The organism is Pseudomonas sp. Q2-TVG4-2 (genome assembly GCF_013620795.1).
Taxonomy (GTDB): Bacteria; Pseudomonadota; Gammaproteobacteria; order Pseudomonadales; family Pseudomonadaceae; genus Stutzerimonas.
Map to the genome: position 1 here is coordinate 470,485 of NZ_LGLW01000004.1, position 15,718 is coordinate 486,202.

20 protein-coding genes are annotated in these 15,718 nt (G+C 61.1%); 9 read left to right on the forward strand and 11 right to left on the reverse strand.

Annotation, left to right across the window (positions count from 1 at the left end):
• Window positions 1–158 precede the first annotated feature (158 nt).
• The 3 genes from H3028_RS10420 to H3028_RS10430 all read right to left on the reverse strand — a co-directional run bounded on the left by H3028_RS10420 (window position 159) and on the right by H3028_RS10430 (window position 1,118).
• The gene (locus H3028_RS10420; protein ID WP_181296937.1) at window positions 159–587 is read right to left on the reverse strand and encodes a 3-isopropylmalate dehydratase; all 429 of its coding nucleotides are present in this window, start codon (window positions 585–587) and stop codon (window positions 159–161) included.
• 83 nt (window positions 588–670) lie between these two features.
• On the reverse strand, window positions 671–892 hold the full coding sequence (locus H3028_RS10425; protein ID WP_181296938.1) for a hypothetical protein: 222 nt from the start codon (window positions 890–892) through the stop codon (window positions 671–673).
• A gap of 73 nt (window positions 893–965) precedes the next feature.
• Complete coding sequence (locus H3028_RS10430; protein WP_181296939.1) at window positions 966–1,118, reverse strand: hypothetical protein; 153 nt, start codon at window positions 1,116–1,118, stop codon at window positions 966–968.
• A 200-nt stretch (window positions 1,119–1,318) separates the two neighbouring features.
• Here H3028_RS10430 and H3028_RS10435 point away from each other — a divergent pair, with 200 nt between their 5' ends.
• Complete coding sequence (locus H3028_RS10435; protein ID WP_181296940.1) at window positions 1,319–1,711, forward strand: hypothetical protein; 393 nt, start codon at window positions 1,319–1,321, stop codon at window positions 1,709–1,711.
• A 148-nt stretch (window positions 1,712–1,859) separates the two neighbouring features.
• On the forward strand, window positions 1,860–3,125 hold the full coding sequence (locus H3028_RS10440; protein WP_181296941.1) for a DUF445 domain-containing protein: 1,266 nt from the start codon (window positions 1,860–1,862) through the stop codon (window positions 3,123–3,125).
• Window positions 3,126–3,181: 56 nt separating this feature from the next.
• Here H3028_RS10440 and H3028_RS10445 read toward each other — a convergent pair whose 3' ends face one another.
• On the reverse strand, window positions 3,182–3,628 hold the full coding sequence (locus H3028_RS10445) for an HIT family protein (protein WP_181296942.1): 447 nt from the start codon (window positions 3,626–3,628) through the stop codon (window positions 3,182–3,184).
• Window positions 3,629–3,981: 353 nt separating this feature from the next.
• Between H3028_RS10445 and H3028_RS10450 the strand changes: the two genes are divergently transcribed.
• On the forward strand, window positions 3,982–4,686 hold the full coding sequence (locus H3028_RS10450; RefSeq protein ID WP_181296943.1) for a glutathione S-transferase N-terminal domain-containing protein: 705 nt from the start codon (window positions 3,982–3,984) through the stop codon (window positions 4,684–4,686).
• Window positions 4,687–4,692: 6 nt separating this feature from the next.
• Here the strand turns inward: H3028_RS10450 and H3028_RS10455 are convergent, their stop codons facing one another.
• The 3 genes from H3028_RS10455 to H3028_RS10465 all read right to left on the reverse strand — a co-directional run bounded on the left by H3028_RS10455 (window position 4,693) and on the right by H3028_RS10465 (window position 6,624).
• Window positions 4,693–5,421 carry an anti-sigma factor domain-containing protein gene (locus H3028_RS10455; RefSeq protein ID WP_181296944.1) on the reverse strand — a complete coding sequence of 243 codons (729 nt, stop codon included), beginning with the start codon at window positions 5,419–5,421 and terminating at the stop codon, window positions 4,693–4,695.
• The gene (locus tag H3028_RS10460) at window positions 5,418–5,978 is read right to left on the reverse strand and encodes a sigma-70 family RNA polymerase sigma factor (protein ID WP_309109538.1); all 561 of its coding nucleotides are present in this window, start codon (window positions 5,976–5,978) and stop codon (window positions 5,418–5,420) included. Before H3028_RS10460 ends, H3028_RS10455 begins: the two co-directional genes overlap by 4 nt.
• 115 nt (window positions 5,979–6,093) lie before the next feature.
• Entirely contained in the window at window positions 6,094–6,624 is a 531-nt protein-coding gene (locus H3028_RS10465; RefSeq protein WP_181296946.1) for a DUF3455 domain-containing protein, read from the reverse strand.
• Window positions 6,625–7,207: 583 nt separating this feature from the next.
• Between H3028_RS10465 and H3028_RS10470 the strand changes: the two genes are divergently transcribed.
• Together H3028_RS10470 and H3028_RS10475 are read left to right on the forward strand one after the other, a co-directional pair.
• Window positions 7,208–7,627 (forward strand): YciI family protein, encoded by a 420-nt coding sequence (locus H3028_RS10470; protein WP_168425324.1) that lies wholly within the window; start codon window positions 7,208–7,210, stop codon window positions 7,625–7,627.
• A 19-nt stretch (window positions 7,628–7,646) separates the two neighbouring features.
• Window positions 7,647–8,072, forward strand: coding sequence for a VOC family protein (locus H3028_RS10475; protein ID WP_168425323.1), 426 nt, complete (start codon window positions 7,647–7,649; stop codon window positions 8,070–8,072).
• Between the two features lie 331 nt (window positions 8,073–8,403).
• On the opposite strand, the gene H3028_RS10480 is transcribed toward H3028_RS10475, so the two are convergent.
• On the reverse strand, window positions 8,404–9,147 hold the full coding sequence (locus tag H3028_RS10480) for a Mut7-C RNAse domain-containing protein (protein WP_181296947.1): 744 nt from the start codon (window positions 9,145–9,147) through the stop codon (window positions 8,404–8,406).
• A 77-nt stretch (window positions 9,148–9,224) separates the two neighbouring features.
• Entirely contained in the window at window positions 9,225–10,007 is a 783-nt protein-coding gene (locus H3028_RS10485) for a sulfite exporter TauE/SafE family protein (protein ID WP_181297116.1), read from the reverse strand.
• Between the two features lie 204 nt (window positions 10,008–10,211).
• Between H3028_RS10485 and H3028_RS10490 the strand changes: the two genes are divergently transcribed.
• On the forward strand, window positions 10,212–11,222 hold the full coding sequence (locus H3028_RS10490; protein ID WP_181296948.1) for a ribonuclease Z: 1,011 nt from the start codon (window positions 10,212–10,214) through the stop codon (window positions 11,220–11,222).
• A 223-nt stretch (window positions 11,223–11,445) separates the two neighbouring features.
• On the opposite strand, the gene H3028_RS10495 is transcribed toward H3028_RS10490, so the two are convergent.
• Entirely contained in the window at window positions 11,446–12,003 is a 558-nt protein-coding gene (locus H3028_RS10495) for a TetR/AcrR family transcriptional regulator (protein WP_181296949.1), read from the reverse strand.
• A 91-nt stretch (window positions 12,004–12,094) separates the two neighbouring features.
• Here H3028_RS10495 and H3028_RS10500 point away from each other — a divergent pair, with 91 nt between their 5' ends.
• The 3 genes from H3028_RS10500 to H3028_RS10510 all read left to right on the forward strand — a co-directional run bounded on the left by H3028_RS10500 (window position 12,095) and on the right by H3028_RS10510 (window position 14,168).
• Window positions 12,095–12,826, forward strand: coding sequence for an SDR family oxidoreductase (locus H3028_RS10500; protein ID WP_181296950.1), 732 nt, complete (start codon window positions 12,095–12,097; stop codon window positions 12,824–12,826).
• Between the two features lie 22 nt (window positions 12,827–12,848).
• On the forward strand, window positions 12,849–13,445 hold the full coding sequence (locus H3028_RS10505; protein ID WP_181296951.1) for a 2-hydroxychromene-2-carboxylate isomerase: 597 nt from the start codon (window positions 12,849–12,851) through the stop codon (window positions 13,443–13,445).
• 243 nt (window positions 13,446–13,688) lie between these two features.
• The gene (locus H3028_RS10510; RefSeq protein WP_181296952.1) at window positions 13,689–14,168 is read left to right on the forward strand and encodes a VOC family protein; all 480 of its coding nucleotides are present in this window, start codon (window positions 13,689–13,691) and stop codon (window positions 14,166–14,168) included.
• A gap of 205 nt (window positions 14,169–14,373) precedes the next feature.
• On the opposite strand, the gene H3028_RS10515 is transcribed toward H3028_RS10510, so the two are convergent.
• Entirely contained in the window at window positions 14,374–15,717 is a 1,344-nt protein-coding gene (locus H3028_RS10515) for an OprD family porin (protein WP_181296953.1), read from the reverse strand.
• Window position 15,718: the final 1 nt, after the last annotated feature.

Below are 15,718 nucleotides of genomic sequence, written 5' to 3' on the forward strand. Positions count from 1 at the left end.
TGTATCACGGACGCTGAAGGCCACGTAACAACGGTATGCCTAAATCGGAGCAAGAAACATGCGCGAGGTTCTGTGGTGCCGGAACGAGAATGTTTCGCCGTTATTCCATCGCGCAGGCATTCGACGAAGGCACGCCTGTCACCTGATCGAGGAGTGGCTTACTTGGCTTCTACCTGCTGGATGTCGAACCCGATACGGTTGTCGGCGCTGATACGAAAGTGCAGCGCCTCGCCGGCTTCTACCCGTGCGGCCTTTTCGCGCAGAAGGTTGCCCTTGCCGCACAGCGTGTCGTCTTCGGGATCGGATTCGATGCTGACGATGCGCATCCCTGCCGGCACGTGCAAGCGCACCTGCTCACCCACATGAATGCGCGCGGCGATCTTGCGATCGACCAGCACCGCCACGTAGCACCCGCCGCCACGCAGCCCGAAATCACGCGTCACCACCAGCTCCCCGCCGTTGGCCACGGGCGTCTGATAGCCGCGCAAACGCTCTTCTGGCACCGGTTTGATCTCCGCAGGATCAGCTTGCCACGATGAACAACCGGCCAGCGCCAGCAGAGGAACGAGTGCGAGTAGCAAGCGCATGCGGGGGGCTCCGATCGATAAGCGAAACGATGATGGTATGACAGCTTGCCGCTTGACGTGCGAAATGATGCATCGACCGGTTTCTAGCGTGTCGATACCGGATGGCTGCTGCCCGGATAAGGTCTCTCTTCTTCCAGACCACCATGGCGATCATAGACCTCGACCGAAGCCGTCTTGCCCTTCATGAACGCGTCGAGCTCGGCGAACATCTCGTCCTTAGTCAGGGTTCGCAATACCGTTTCCTGCGATTGCCGGTCGGTCAGCTCCCAGCCCATCGGGGTCGGATTGACGTGAAACGTGTCCATAGGTTGCTCCGGAGGAACGGGCGCACCGTCAGGCGCACCGGGAATGATGGGTTTGATGCGACGGGTCGGTCGTCTAGCCCCGATTATCGCTGCCGCTTTCTATCTCGCTGTCGTCGAAATCGGGGTCCTCGCCTGGCTCCTTTTCGCCGCTATCGGTCATGGTGATATCCGGCGACTCCTCGGTGGGTTTGTCGTGCTCGGTTTGATTTTTATGGGTTTCGTTCATGGCAACCTCGCTGTATGACGCAATGGGCTCTACCGGATTGGAGTAACTCCAACCCGACGGCGTTCGCTGACCCGCTTGCCGGCGGTCAGAACGCCGCCGCCGGCCAGGATAATCTGCTGCACTCTTCCATCTTGCGATTGCAGCCGCACCAGGACTCCACCACACTGCCGGCAATCCTACCTGTGACCGGAGCTGCCCTCATGCCTGCCAATACCCAACCCTCACGCGACAGCATCCTGGCGGACCCGGATGCGCTTAACTGCACTATCTACCGTGCCCATGAAACCGATCCGGACGGCGAAGAGCGGGACATGGGCGATGCCCGCGTCATCATTACAGGCAACTTCGAACCACCGGCGGATTGGGACGCCAAGGCGCGCACCGACTACTTCGACGGGATGCCCGAAGATGCGTTCTTCACGGCGGTGTTTGCCAGCGAGGCCGGCTCCGACTCCAAGGGCTACTTCACCGTCGAGGCCGATGATTACGCCGCCGTGACCGAGCAGGACGGCACCATCTCGATGTTTTACGTCTGCGAGCGCCTGGACGACGGCACCTACGTCCTGCTGCGCGAGGAAGACGACGAAGAATAAGCGGTGCAAACCGCTCCGGATTAAACACTCCAAACGGCCACTCGAACCCATTCCCGCTCAACCGGGTCTGTGCTGTATGGGCAGACCCGTCGGCCATCCGGCCGATTCCGCCTTCGCGTCACCCTCCGCCGCCACCAAGAGGAATCGCATGAGCCCTCTGCAACGCCACTGGCAATCCCCGGTTTCGCGCATGAAGCTGGTTGCCGGCTTCCTGCTGCTATTGGCCGCCCTGCTATATGTCATCGCGACCGCCATGGAGCCGCGCCACCCGGCCTGGGGCTACCTTGCCTCGTTCGCCGAAGCGGCCATGGTCGGCGCCATTGCCGACTGGTTCGCCGTCACCGCGCTGTTCCGCCATCCGCTCGGCCTGCCGATTCCGCACACAGCGATCATCCCGCGCAGCAAGGCGCGCATCGGGCAGAACCTGTCGACTTTCATCACCACGCATTTTCTGTCCACACCGCTGGTGCTGGCGAAACTGGAAGCGCTGGATCTCGGCGGACGCCTGGCCAATTGGCTGCGTCATCCAGACAATGCCCAAGCGGTGGGTCAGCAGCTCACCGGTATGGCGCGGTTCGGCGTCGATTCGCTGCATGACGAGCGCGTGCAAGCCTTCGTCCAGGCCAAACTGATCAAGCGCGCGCGTCAGGTCGATCTGGCGCCCATGTGCGGACAGGTATTGGAGATGCTCACCCGCCAGAACAAGCATCAGGCGATGCTCGACGAGGCGTTACTCAAGCTCGACGTCCTCCTGCAGGACGACGATACCCGGGCGCTGGTGGCCGATGCGATTACCGCCGAAGTCCGTACCCTGCGCTATCTGGGCCTCGGAAAGGCCGTAGGCGGCTGGTCGGCGAACAAGTTCGTCGACGGCGTCTCGGCGGTGATCACAGAAATCGCGGGCGACCCCGAGCACCCTCTGCGTGAGCGCTTCGATGAGCATGTTGCCGAGTACATCGACCGGCTCAAGCATGACCCGACCTACCGATTGGAGGTCGAGCGCATCGTTGCTCAGTTGCTGGACCATCCCGCCACCACCGAATATATCCAGACGCTCTGGCGCGAGCTGACCGACTGGCTGCAGGCCGACCTGGACAGCCCGGACTCGCGCATCGGCAAGCGCATCGTCAAGCTGACCCAGGGCCTCGGCGACTCGCTGGCTGCGGACGCCACCATGCGCAGCTGGATCAATGAGCAGCTGATGGCTGCGGCACCGGCGATGCTGGAGCGTTACCGCGGGAAAATCGGCCACTACATCGCGCAGCGGGTGGAGAACTGGGAGAGCCGCGAACTGGTCGAGCAGATGGAACAGAGCGTCGGCAAGGACCTGCAATACATCCGCATCAACGGAACACTGGTCGGTGGCCTGGTCGGGCTGGTGCTGCATGCGTTAACCCAGCTGGCGACGGGCTGAGCCCCTCTCAGCGAACGACAGGCAACGCCCGGTGCCCTGATATCGACGAACCCTGTTCAGACAGGGTGCTGGTTGATTCGCTGCAGCAGGCGCGCCTGTAGCTTTTCCAGCTCCGCCGGCTCGGCCTTGCCCGCCGCGTGGATGCCCAGGCCTTCGCCGGCGTAACGCGGCACGATATGCACATGGATGTGAAACACCGTCTGACCCGCCGGCGCGCCATTGAATTGGGCGATCTGCACGCCATCGGGCTGCAGTTCGTCAACGATCACCTGGGAGAGCTTCTGCACCACAGCCATCACCTTGCACAGCGCCTCGGTATCCACATCAAGGATGTTACAAGCCGCGGATCGCTTGGGAATTACCAGGGCATGGCCGAAGGACTGCGGAAACAGGTCGAGAAAGGCGAGCACATCGTCATCCTCGTAGAGCTTGTAACAAGGCGCATCGCCTCGAATGATCAGGGCGAAGATGTTTTGCGGGTCGTAGGCGGTGGTGAGAGACACGTGCAGCGCTCCAGCAAAAAAGGATTACAGACCATAGCCGGGGCTAACGCCCATGCAAAGTTCTGAGGTGGATGAGTAGGCAATGCCAAGCCAGTCACGACTCCCGTCATGTTGCTCAGTTACAACGCTGCGGGTCTTGGCGTATCTCGCGAGACGATATTCGTCCTGACGGACTCTACAACTACCGCCCTCCACCAGGCCCTTGATGCGCCACGTCTCCCAGCGCTAACTCGTTGCCTCAATCGGACAGTAACGAGTAAGGATTGGCATTGTCCGAACTGAGCCTAGGCAACGTGCGTCGTCGATACAGCGCGCGCTATTCTCATGCTCGACTCACCCTTCGGAGAGAACTGATGCACGACCTGTCCACCTTCCCAATTACCCAGAAATGGCCTGCCAGCTATCCGGATCGCCTGCAGCTGTACTCGCTGCCCACGCCCAACGGGGTGAAGGTGTCGATCATGCTGGAGGAGACCGGTCTGCCCTACGAGGCGCACCTGGTCAGTTTCGAAAGCAACGACCAGCTCTCGGAAGAATTTCTGTCGCTGAACCCGAACAACAAGATCCCAGCGATCCTCGACCCCAACGGGCCAGACGGCGAGCCGCTGGCGTTGTTCGAGTCCGGCGCGATCCTCCTGTATCTGGCAGACAAGACCGGTCAGTTCATGCCCGAGGATGCGGCGGCTCGCTACGAGGCGATCCAGTGGCTGATGTTCCAGATGGGTGGCATCGGCCCGATGTTCGGCCAGCTGGGCTTCTTCCATAAATTCGCCGGCAAGGACTACGAGGACAAGCGTCCTCTTGAGCGCTACGTCGCCGAAAGCCAACGACTGCTCGGCGTACTGGACAAACGTCTGGAGGGCCGCGAATGGATCATGGGCGGGCGCTACAGCATTGCCGATATTGCCACCTTCCCCTGGGTGCGCAATCTGGTGGGTTTCTACGACGCGCGCGAGCTGGTGGAATTCGAACGGTTCGTCAACGTCCAGCGAGTGCTGGATGCCTTCGTCTCGCGGCCTGCTGTCGCCAAGGGGCTGAACATCCCACCGCGCGGTTGAGAAATTTCAGATCACCTTGGCCGCTCGCCCGATGAACTGGATCGGCCCGGTCGGCTTGCCGGTTGGCGAGCCGGTCGGCTGCTCCAGCGTCAACTCAAACAGCTGATTGGGCTGCAACGGCGGCAGGTCGTCGAGGCGGATTTTCACCGGTTCGCCCGGTTTGACCAAGCCGAGGGAGACCGGCGCCTGCCAGCCTTCGGCCTTCGTCCAGAGTTGCAACGCCTTGTCCGGCGGCAGCTCGGTGACGCCCAAGGGAATCAGCTCGATTTCCCGCGACTGATTGCTGGCCTGCACCACCCAGCCGGGGGCCAGGTCCTGCGGCGTGGCGAGCACCACCAACCAGGTCGGCGATGGTGCCGGCGACAGACGCGTCAGCAGCAACACACCCAACACCAGGGTCGCGGCCATGCCGGCGGCAGCGAAGCCGCGCCAGATCGATAGGCTGTTCCACCAGGTGTACTGACGCCCGGGCGCCACCGGCGCGGCTTGCCGGCTCGACTCGTCCAGGCTGCGCTGGATGCGATTCCACAAGCGTGGCGAAGGCGTTTGCGGCTCGACCAGATCGGTCAGGTGCAACAGTCGCGCCTCCCAGTAATCCACCGCCGTCTGCAGTTCGGGCTCGACCGCCAGACGCCGCTCGATGGCTTCCCGCTCCGAGGCCGAGAGCGTGCCGAGCACGTATTCGCCGGCCACTTCGTTCAGGTTCTCGCCTGATTCGCTGGGGTCGATGCTCATCCGATGCACTCACGAAGGGCAGTCAGGCTGCGACGGATCCAGGCCTTTACCGTGCCCAGCGGCGCACCCAGGCGCTGGGCTATTTCCTGATGGGAATAACCGTCGACGTAGGCATGAAGCAGGCAGTTGCGGCGCACCGGTTCAAGCTGTTCGAGGCAGGCTTCGATTTTGCCGGGGTTGATTCGCCAATCGAATGCGTCGGTTTGCTCCTGCCAGCCCTCAATGACGGCGTGTTCCGTGTCGGCCTCCTCGTCCGGGTCCATTTGGACGTGGCGGGCATCGTTGCGTATGGCGTTGAGGGCCAGATGGCGAGTCACGCTGAAGATCCAGCCGCGGGCCGAGCCGCGTGTCTGGTCGTAAGTGCCAGCTTTATTCCAGATGCGGATAAAAGCGTCATGCACGATGTCCTCGGCCAGGGCCAGGTCGCGCACGATACGCTGAACCACGCTGAGCAGGCGCGGGCCTTCTTGTTCATACAGCAGCTGCAATGCTGAGCGTTCGCCCCGCGCACAGGCACGCAGAACCGCTTCGTAATCGAACAAGGAGGGTTGCGACACGTGATCCGCCACTGTCTGGTTAGAAAAACCCCGGCGCGGAGACAGCCGGGGCGTCAGAAGAGCATAGAGGCGATCGGCGCTCATATCGAGCAGCTTTTCGCTCGCTGCACTCAGCTCACTTGCTGGCCCAGAAAAGATAGTCAGCCTGGTAATCGACAGTCTGGCGCTCGCCTTCGTTGGTGGCTGCACACGCCTTGTTCGGTGCTACGCCGCCCTTGGTCGCAACCCGCTGGATGTAGCTGACGTCGGTCATCGCGCCCTTGCCTTCGGCGGGGTTGGCCTTGACCAGTTGATGTGGGATGTTGCCATCGCCCGCGGGTGCGATCGCCAATTGGGTGCCGGTCAGCTTGGAGCCGTCCATGCTTTCCCAGGTCGCTGGCGGGCCGTAGTAGGTCCCGACCTGCTTACCGCTGCGGTCGTTGAGCGCCGCTTTCGGGCCCGTGAAAACCCAGGTCATTTGCCCGGGCATGTCTTTGTTGGCCTGGCATTCGTAGGTGATCTGGCCGACGCCAACGGTTTCCATGGCTACTTTGTGGCCGTCCGGCACGCGCACGGCTTCAGGCACATCCATCTGAGCGAATGCCGAGGCGGAGCAACCGAGTGCCAGTGACAGACCGGTCAGGCAGAGGAACTTTTTCGCGTCCATTTTCGTGTCTCCGGGTAGTGATCGTATTGGGCGGCAATGGTGCCGCTACCTGTACTACCCACCAGGCAGACGATTAGATGCAGTCAAATTGAAAAATAATCTACTCAACCTTGAGCACGATCTGCCGGGCCGAAGCCACTCCCCTTTTCATCCGATCGAGGGCAAGCGATGCCGTATCTGACCACCTTGGAATTCCGGACATCGACCAACAACGCTTGACGAGCGCAGCGCAAAGCTCGCGTCGAGCGGCCCGCCACTCGGCATTCTGTCTCACTCATGCGTAGCGGTGCCTGGCGGCTGGCGAATCACCGATTTCTCGGAAACCCCAACGGCGTTCGACCAGTTCATCGATGAAGCGCTACCGGCCTGCCGCGCGCTGGGCTGGCAGGAGCCATCGACGCGTGAATGTTTCGCCACGTACCACGCGGGCATGGTTCAGCACTGAGTGGACAGAGACGCTGCCTGCAAAAAAGATCGCAAGCGGTTGTCGATTCCCGTGGTCTTGAAACGACCAGTGATCAGAGCCAGCGGATTCGTGCAACGCCGACTAGGCTGTTCTTCCATTCGATGAGGGAGCCAGACGATGCGATTCATGGTGATGATCAAGGCCAACCGCGATACCGAAGCGGGCGTGATGCCCAGTGAGGATATTCTCGCGGCCATGGGCCAATACAACGAAGAATTAGTAAATGCCGGGGTAATGCTCGGCGGTGAAGGCCTGCATCCCAGCAGCCGCGGCGCACGGGTGCGCTTCAACGAGGGGCAACCGTCGGTGGTGGACGGCCCTTTCGTCGAAACCCGCGAGCTGATCGCCGGCTACTGGATATTCCAGACAGCCTCACTACAGGACGCCGTCGACTGGGTGAAGCGCTGCCCATCATCGGCCGTAGGCGATTCGGAAATCGAAATTCGCCAGATATTCGAAGCCGAGGATTTCGGCGCCGAATTCACCCCGGAGCTGCGTGAGCAGGAAGAACGCTTGCGCGCACGGATCACCCAGTAACCGAAACAGGAGACGCCCCATGAAAATCACCCCCTACCTGACATTTGATGGCCAAGCACGCGATGCCTTCACGCTCTATCAGAAAGTGCTGGGCGGCACGCTGGAAATGATTACCTTCGCTCAGGCGCCCGAAGGCGAGCGATTTCCTGCCGAGCACCGTGAGCGAATCATGCACGTCTGCCTGAGTCTCGGCGACTACCAGCTGATGGCATCCGACACCATGCCCGGCGACCCTGCCTGTGGCGGCGGTCCATACGAAGGCATCAAGGGCTGCTCAATCTCGCTGCATCCGAAAAGCGTTGCGGAATGTGAGCGCGTGTTCGCTGGATTGGCAGATGGCGGGCAGGTCGTGATGCCCCTGGAGAAAACCTTCTGGGCTGAGCGTTTCGGCATGTTCGTAGACCGCTTCGGCGTGTCCTGGATGATCAACTGCGAGCAGCAGTGAGCCGGGCGATATTGATTCAACGAGTTGAGCGCGCAATAACGAGCTGACACGTTTAGATCTGCGGCGGAGAACCGATGGGTTTCATCTACGAAAAGCGTGACCCGAACCAACGGTTGGTGCGCGCTTCCGCATAGGCGCAGTCCATCGTCTCTCCGCCCACGGCCGCTTTCCATGCTTGTGCAATCAGCCGAGACCGCGAACGGCAAGCCATGCAGGGCGGCCAAGCATTGACGCCGGACAACATCTACCAATCCTACCAGCGCGCCATCCAAGCCAGATGAGCAACCCCATGCCGTAGCGCCGCCGAAGGCAGACGGTTGCACACGGTCAATCATTCCTCCAAGGTCAGCGAATCAAGCAAGGCGCGCATGTCCTGCCAGTGCGAGCCCTCCCAGAAGATCCTGCCGCAGCGATCACAACCCATGAACCGCTCATGGCGTTCCAGCACTCGGGGCGGTACGCGCGCACGTGCCACCTGCTCGCCTATTTGGCGCAGTGGCGCGTTGCAGGTCATGCACAGGCTGAAGGGGCGCGCATGGGCGGCCAGTTCCAGCCGCTCATACAACTCACGCAGCTGGTCCGCTGGCTTCAGCGAATAGACGTAGCAGCCGTGCGTCACCACCCGGTGCATAAGCAACGCACGGTCACGGGTCAGCAGTACCCTGCACTCTCGGTTAGCCAGTTCTGTCATGGCCGCATCTTCGTAATGGTTGTCGAAGAGCGTATCGAAGCCGGCCATGCGCAGCAGCCGGGCGAGACCGCCCAGATGCGCGTCAGCGACGAAGCGCGGCGGGCCGGGCGGCAAGGGCTGCAAGTCGGCCAACGTGCTGATGTCCAGCTGTTCGAATTTCGGATACACCGCGATCCGGTCACCGTCCTTGATCAGCCACTCGAGCCCAACCGGGCTGCCATTGACCAGTACCAGCGCTACCTCGGTATGCGGCACGCCAAGGGCTTCGATCATATGCTTGGTCGTCGCGGCCTGCGCGCACGAACAGCTGAACGCCTGTCCACGGCGCTCGGCTGGAAGGAAGGTGTTGAGCCTGGCATAGAAGCGGAAGGTGGCTGTCGTCATGCATGTTCGGCAACGCCAACCGCGATTATCTCCACAACTGAACGCGCGGTGCGTCGCGCCTCCGAAAAAGGCTGTGGTCAGATCAGCTTATAGCCAATGGTCGCCAACATCACCGCCATGCAGGGCCGCAAGACGGCATCCGGTACCCTGCCGGACAGGTTGCTGCCCAGGTAGATGCCCGGTAAAGAACCCACCAACAGATAGGCCAGGATGGTCCAGTCCATATTGCCCATGCCAGCGTGGCCGAGGCCGGCAACCAGCGTCAGCGGCACGGCGTGGGCGATTTCCGTTCCCACCAGGCGACGGGTGGTGAGCAAAGGGTAGAGGAAGAACAAGGCCACGGTACCCAACGCGCCGGCACCGATGGAGGTCAGCGTCACCATCGCACCGAGGATCAGGCCGACTAAAACGGTAAGCGCATTCAAGCCACGAGGTGACAAGCGCGGCGTTGGTCCGGACAGGCGAGATGCGAATGCAAGCAGACGCTTCTTGAACAGCACAGCCAATGCGGTGAGCACCAGGACGATGCCCAGCGATTGCTTGATGACCGCGTTGAGCGCGTCCTGATCGCCATGCAGCCCCTTCAGCACCCAGAGCATCAGCGCCGCCGCCGGCAGGCTGCCCAACGACAGCCAACCAGTGATGCGCCAGTCGATGTTGCTATTCTTCTGATGGACCCAGACACCGCCCGCTTTGGTGATCGCCGCATAGAGCAGATCGGTGCCGACAGCCGCAGCTGGGTTGACGCCGAACCACAGCAGGATCGGCGTCATCAACGATCCGCCACCAACGCCCGTCATGCCGACGATGAAGCCGACCACCAGGCCGGCGATCACAAAGCCAAGAACGCCAAACTCCATCATTCAACCCCAAAGTGGGCCTTTCGGGCCGTGTCGATGGCGGCCAGCATAAGGGCATTGTTTAGCTATTCTTAATATAAGTTTGTGCTTTATTAGTAGCTAAAAGGAATAAGCAAGCAGGTCGCGGCGGCTTTCTGCGCGTGTGAACTTATCCGCCGCGATCTGACTCGCCATACTGACGTCACGAAAACAAGGAGCCAGCGCGTGGACCTGCTATTTCTCGGCACCTCATCCGGCACCCCGACCCGGGCTCGCAACGTCAGCGGCCTGGGTTTACTCGAAGACAGCGGCAAGGGCTGGTACTTGATCGACTGCGGCGAAGCCACCCAGCACCAGTTGCTGCGTACACCGCTGACGCTGCATGGCCTACGAGCGATCTTCATCACGCACGTTCACGGTGACCATTGCTACGGATTGCCCGGCCTGCTCGCCAGTGCCGGCATGGCGGGTCGTCAGGAACCGCTGGATATCATCGCTCCGGCAGCGATTGAAGGGTGGGTCCGCGCGACGCTCGAGATGAGTCAAAGCTGGCTGCCCTACGAACTGAATTTTTACCCCACCGAATCCCTCAAGGAATGGCACAGCCGGCTGCTGAGCGTCGAAGCCACTCCCCTTTCCCACCGAGTCCCAAGCTGGGCTTATACATTCACCGAAACCCGCCCCGACCCACGCTTGAATGTCGGCAAACTCGACCATGACGGTATTCCCCGTGGCCCTCTCTGGGGCGAGCTGATGCGCGGCCATGATGTCGAACATGAAGGCCGCTCCCTGCGCAGCAAGGACTATCTGCTGTTTACCCGCTCACCGCAGCGCATTGTCATCGGCGGCGATAACGATCGCCCCGAGCTGCTCCGCGACGCCTGCCAGAATGCGCAACTATTGGTACACGAAGCGACTTACACCCAAGCCATCGCTGACGCTGGCAAGGCCGATTTCGGTCACAGCACCGCCGCCCAGGTCGCCGCGTTCGCGGAATCGATTCAGGTACCTAGTCTGGTGCTGATGCACTTCAGCGCCCGCTATCAGAGCGTCCCGAACCGAGGTCAGTCGATCGAGGATATTCGAACAGAGGCGGGCCGGCACTACAGCGGACAGCTCATACTGGCCGAGGACCTGTTGCGGCTCAGGTTGAGCAAGACGGGACAGGTGAAACGAGTGGAACGCCATCTACGAAACGAGATGGAGGCCTCTAAGACCGACCAGCGAGGCGGGTGATCGGGGCTACGGGCGATAAGACGGGCTCCACAGATACGGAATAAACCACCAAGCACAACGAGAGACACGAGGCGCTTGTACAAGCGCCTCGTCGTTTCGGCTTGCCTGCCCGCACCGTCGTTGCGTGCCTGTCGTTCATAGCGATTGCTCGGTTGCGGTGAAGCCCGATGCTCGAGAAAAACAGGCGGATAAACGCCCCGCTCTCCTATTTCTTGGATGGCTGCTAGCCCTGCGCCAACGCCGAATGGAGCATCGCTCTACTCGCCTCGAGCACGTTGCGCTGCGTATCTTCGGTTACCAACATACGTGCCACTACCAACGCCCCGACGCACTGTGCAATCAGCGCCCAGGCTAGATCCCCGTCGCCGAGCGCCTGAGCCCAGGCATGCTGCAGCGCGCAAAGCCAATGCTCGGCTTCCTCCCGCACCTGGATATCGGCACGAGCAATCTCAGCGCCCAGCGCAGGAATCGCACAGCCGGCTTCGGGGTTATGCAGATGAGCCAAACTCAGGTAGCTGTCGAGGCAGCGTTCCAGCCGATCCGCAGTCAAACTGCCGTCCTGCGCCAGAATCGGGCTCTGCGACAGCTCGCGCCGGACGACCTCGGTGAACAGATCGTTCTTGGAGGGAAAATGGCTGTAGAACGCGCCACCCGTTAGGCCGATGGCTTTCATCAGCCCATCGACACCAGTGGTCGCAAAGCCGCCACGCTTGGCGATAGCGCCACTGCTTTCAACCAGACGCTGGCGGGTTTCTTCTTTGTGGCCGACGGAGTAACGCATGCAGCACCACCTCATGACGCTCGCTTGACGAAGCGCGAAGCGTAACATAACGTTCGTTTACCTAACGAACGCTTAGCAAGAGAGCAAGCTCATGCATAACAACAATCGCGTGGCCCTGGTGATCGGTGCCGGGGACGCCACTGGCGGTGCTATTGCGCGGCGTTTCGCGCGGGAGGGCTTCATTGCCTGCGTTACTCGACGCAGCGCGGACAAGCTGCAGCCACTGGTCGACGGCATCATCGCTGACGGCGGCCGCGCCTACGGTTTCGCCTCTGACGCGCGCAAGGAAGAGGATGTCGCGCAACTCATCGAGGCCATCGAGCGCGACATCGGCCCGATCGAAGCCTTCGTTTTCAACATTGGCGCCAACGTACCCTGCAGCATCCTTGAGGAAACCCCGCGCAAGTACTTCAAGATCTGGGAGATGGCCTGCTTCGCCGGTTTCCTGACCGGCCAGGCGGTGGCCAAACGTATGGCTGCGCGCGGCCGAGGCACGATCCTTTTTACCGGTGCGACTGCCGGACTGCGCGGATCGGCAGGCTTCGCCGCATTCGCCGGAGCCAAGCACGGCATTCGCGCGTTGGCACAGAGCATGGCGCGTGAACTGGGCCCGCTGAATATCCATGTCGCTCATGTCGTGGTCGATGGCGCCATCGATACGGACTTCATCCGCGACAGCTTCCCCGAGCGCTACGCCCTGAAGGACCAGGACGGCATCCTCAACCCGGAGCATATCGCCGATAACTACTGGCATCTGTACCGCCAGCCACGTGACGCCTGGACCTTCGAACTCGACCTGCGCCCCTGGACCGAACGCTGGTAAACCACCTAGACGGAGACACTATATGAGCAAGACCGTGGAGTTCTTTTTCGACGTGGGCAGCCCGGCCAGTTACCTCGGCTGGACTCAGCTGCCAGGCCTGTGCGAGCGCAACGGCGCTGAGTTGCTGTACCGGCCCATGCTGCTGGGCGGCGTGTTTCAGGCCACCGGAAATGCCTCGCCGATCAGCGTGCCGGCCAAGGGGCGCTACATGCTCTCGGACCTGCAGCGTTATGCCAGGCGCTATGGCGTACCGTTCACTTTCAACCCGCATTTCCCGATCAATACGCTCGGCCTGATGCGCGGCGCCGTCGGCTATCAGCTGCAGCAGCCGGAAAGCTTTCCACGCTACCTGACAGCGATCTATCGCGCGCTCTGGGCCGAACAGCGCAATCTGGGCGATGAGGCTGTGCTTGCCGCCACGCTGGACGCAGCAGGGCTCGATGCCCGTCATTACCGCACGATGATCGCCGAGGACGACGTCAAGGCCGCGCTCAAAGCAAACACTGAAGAAGCCGTGCGCCGGGGCGTATTTGGCGCACCGACGTTCTTTATTGGCGACGAGATGTTCTTTGGACAGGACCGGTTGGAATTCGTCGACGAGGCGCTAAAAGGCGCCTGATACCCGTCCGTCGCATACAAAGAGCGGCTGCTCCCGCCAGGTGAATTCAACGTGCAGAGCAGCCGGCTCGTGTGAAGGGTCATCGTGCCCTGGCACCGGGAGCTATCGAAAGCCGCCCGGCTTCCCAAAAGCCTGCAAAATCGAAGTGGGTCTACGCTTGCCGAACGATGCGGACAGTCCGAGTGGCCTGGCTGTCTGCGTTGCTAGAAGCCTTTACCCAGCCCTATTTTCTGGAGAGCCAGGATGAGCAGCAAAAACACGATTTGCCTCTGGTACGACGGCACCGCGTTGGAGGCAGCGACCTTCTACGCCGAGACGTTTCCCGACAGCGCCGTGGGCGCTGTCCTTCATGCGCCGGGCGATTATCCGGCGGGCAATCAGGATGACGTCTTGACCGTCGAGTTCACGGTGATGGGTATCCCTTGTCTTGGGCTGAACGGAGGACCGGCGTTCAAGCACAGCGAAGCGTTCTCGTTCCAGGTCGCGACCGACGACCAGGCCGAAACGGACCGCCTATGGAACGCCATCGTCGAAAATGGTGGTCAGGAAAGTGCTTGCGGCTGGTGCAAGGACAAGTGGGGGCTGTCGTGGCAGATAACACCCCGCGCCCTGACGGCCGCCATAACCAACCCTGACCGAGCGCTAGCCAAGCGTGCGTTCGACGCAATGATGAAAATGACGAAGATCGACATCGCAGCGATCGAAGCGGCTGTGAAACGTTGACCCGCATCGCTTCGGACTGAGCGCCCTGATATACGGAAGCTAGCCATCCACTCTAAGCCGTGGAGTCATTCGATAACGCAATGCTCTGAAGCCTTCGCAAACGTGCGCCCAAGCCGTCCGGCAGCTCGGGTTCGCCGCTCAAAACGCCCTTTGGCACGCTGAAGAACAAGGTACCGGAGCGTTTGCGGCGTACGCGAGCAATTATTCAGAAAACACCTGATAGGGGATACTCGACAGCCAGGCGAATCTGATCAGCATCCAGCTCCGCTTGCGCGCCATTGCTGCGATGCACGTTGTGCCGCAGAGAGATTGTAGTGCCCTTGGCGGTGCCATCCTGAACCACGTAGCGTGCTTCCAGATCGCGCTCCCAGTGCTTGCCGCCTTCGCCATAACCGAGATAGGCATAGCCCCCAGTTGGGTCGACGTGACTGCCATCTATCTGGCTGCCCCGCACGTAGGCCGCGCTGAGCACCAGACCGGGCAGGCCGAATTCGGCCATCGCCAAGTCATAGCGGGCCTGCCAGGATCGCTCGTTAGGCGCATTGAAGTCAGACATATGCACGGCGTTGGTGATGAAGATCGCGCCACGGGTTACGTAGTCGAACGGGGTGTCGCCGTCGACTTTCTGATAGCCCAGGCTGAGGCTATGCGGGCCGTCGGTGTAGGTGGACATCAGGCTCCAGGTCGTGTTGTCGATGTCGCCTGACAGTGACTTGCCTGTGTCAGCGGTACGGTACAGGTTCAGGTTCAGCGCCACCGAGCGGTTATCATCGATCGCCTTGACCAGGGTTCCCCCCAGGTAATGACGGTTCCAGGTGTCCTCGTAACGTGACGTATAGAAACTTGCGCTGAGGTTCTTGTCCGGCGTGAATATCATCCCCGCAAAGTCGAGCGCGTCGCCTTTCTCGGCATTCGAATAGTTGACGACGAATCCCTGGTCATGACTGCTGGCGTTGCGGTCGGTGCTTTCGGTGAAGTGCCCACCAACGAGTCGCAGCGTTTCGAACTCGCTACTGTTGATGAAGATTCCGGTGGCCGTTTCCGGCAGTAAGCGGCTGTCAGACGAGCTGAAAACGGGCGTCTTCACGCGCTGCTCGCCGTACGATAGAACGGTCGATGACAGGCGTAGCTTTACCGCAGCACCGGCGCGGCTGAACTCATCCTTGGGATATCCACCATTATCCAGACCGAGCAGTCGTGCCTTGCCCGCACGACCGCCACCGCTGTCCAGCTGTGCGCCGAAGTAGGCATGGGCATCCATACCCACGCCGATTGTGCCCTGAGTAAAGCCTGACTGCAGGGTACCCATCAGCCCGTAGGCCCATTCTTCTGCATAGCCGTTGCGCTCGGCGCGAGGCTTGTAGGCGTTGCGCGCACCGCTGTTGCTGCCGCCGTTGCGGTATTCGCGGTTGTCATAGACGGTGCGGTTGAGCAGGTTCCAGGTACTGTCTTCGATGAACCCGTTGGATTTCGATTGTGCCGAGTCGGCCATGGCTAACGGGCTCACTAAAAGAGCGAGACTCAAGGAACGAAGTGGCAGTGAGGTCATT

Coding starts and splice junctions, on each gene's coding strand:
- H3028_RS10470 (WP_168425324.1), top strand. CDS start 7,208: ATGCGATTCATGGTGATGATCAAGGCCAACCGCGATACCGAAGCGGGC.
- H3028_RS10480 (WP_181296947.1), bottom strand. CDS start 9,147: ATGACGACAGCCACCTTCCGCTTCTATGCCAGGCTCAACACCTTCCTT.
- H3028_RS10440 (WP_181296941.1), top strand. CDS start 1,860: ATGAGCCCTCTGCAACGCCACTGGCAATCCCCGGTTTCGCGCATGAAG.
- H3028_RS10510 (WP_181296952.1), top strand. CDS start 13,689: ATGAGCAGCAAAAACACGATTTGCCTCTGGTACGACGGCACCGCGTTG.
- H3028_RS10500 (WP_181296950.1), top strand. CDS start 12,095: ATGCATAACAACAATCGCGTGGCCCTGGTGATCGGTGCCGGGGACGCC.
- H3028_RS10505 (WP_181296951.1), top strand. CDS start 12,849: ATGAGCAAGACCGTGGAGTTCTTTTTCGACGTGGGCAGCCCGGCCAGT.
- H3028_RS10515 (WP_181296953.1), bottom strand. CDS start 15,717: ATGACCTCACTGCCACTTCGTTCCTTGAGTCTCGCTCTTTTAGTGAGC.
- H3028_RS10435 (WP_181296940.1), top strand. CDS start 1,319: ATGCCTGCCAATACCCAACCCTCACGCGACAGCATCCTGGCGGACCCG.
- H3028_RS10455 (WP_181296944.1), bottom strand. CDS start 5,421: ATGAGCATCGACCCCAGCGAATCAGGCGAGAACCTGAACGAAGTGGCC.
- H3028_RS10495 (WP_181296949.1), bottom strand. CDS start 12,003: ATGCGTTACTCCGTCGGCCACAAAGAAGAAACCCGCCAGCGTCTGGTT.
- H3028_RS10420 (WP_181296937.1), bottom strand. CDS start 587: ATGCGCTTGCTACTCGCACTCGTTCCTCTGCTGGCGCTGGCCGGTTGT.
- H3028_RS10475 (WP_168425323.1), top strand. CDS start 7,647: ATGAAAATCACCCCCTACCTGACATTTGATGGCCAAGCACGCGATGCC.
- H3028_RS10465 (WP_181296946.1), bottom strand. CDS start 6,624: ATGGACGCGAAAAAGTTCCTCTGCCTGACCGGTCTGTCACTGGCACTC.
- H3028_RS10485 (WP_181297116.1), bottom strand. CDS start 10,007: ATGGAGTTTGGCGTTCTTGGCTTTGTGATCGCCGGCCTGGTGGTCGGC.
- H3028_RS10430 (WP_181296939.1), bottom strand. CDS start 1,118: ATGAACGAAACCCATAAAAATCAAACCGAGCACGACAAACCCACCGAG.
- H3028_RS10450 (WP_181296943.1), top strand. CDS start 3,982: ATGCACGACCTGTCCACCTTCCCAATTACCCAGAAATGGCCTGCCAGC.
- H3028_RS10425 (WP_181296938.1), bottom strand. CDS start 892: ATGGACACGTTTCACGTCAATCCGACCCCGATGGGCTGGGAGCTGACC.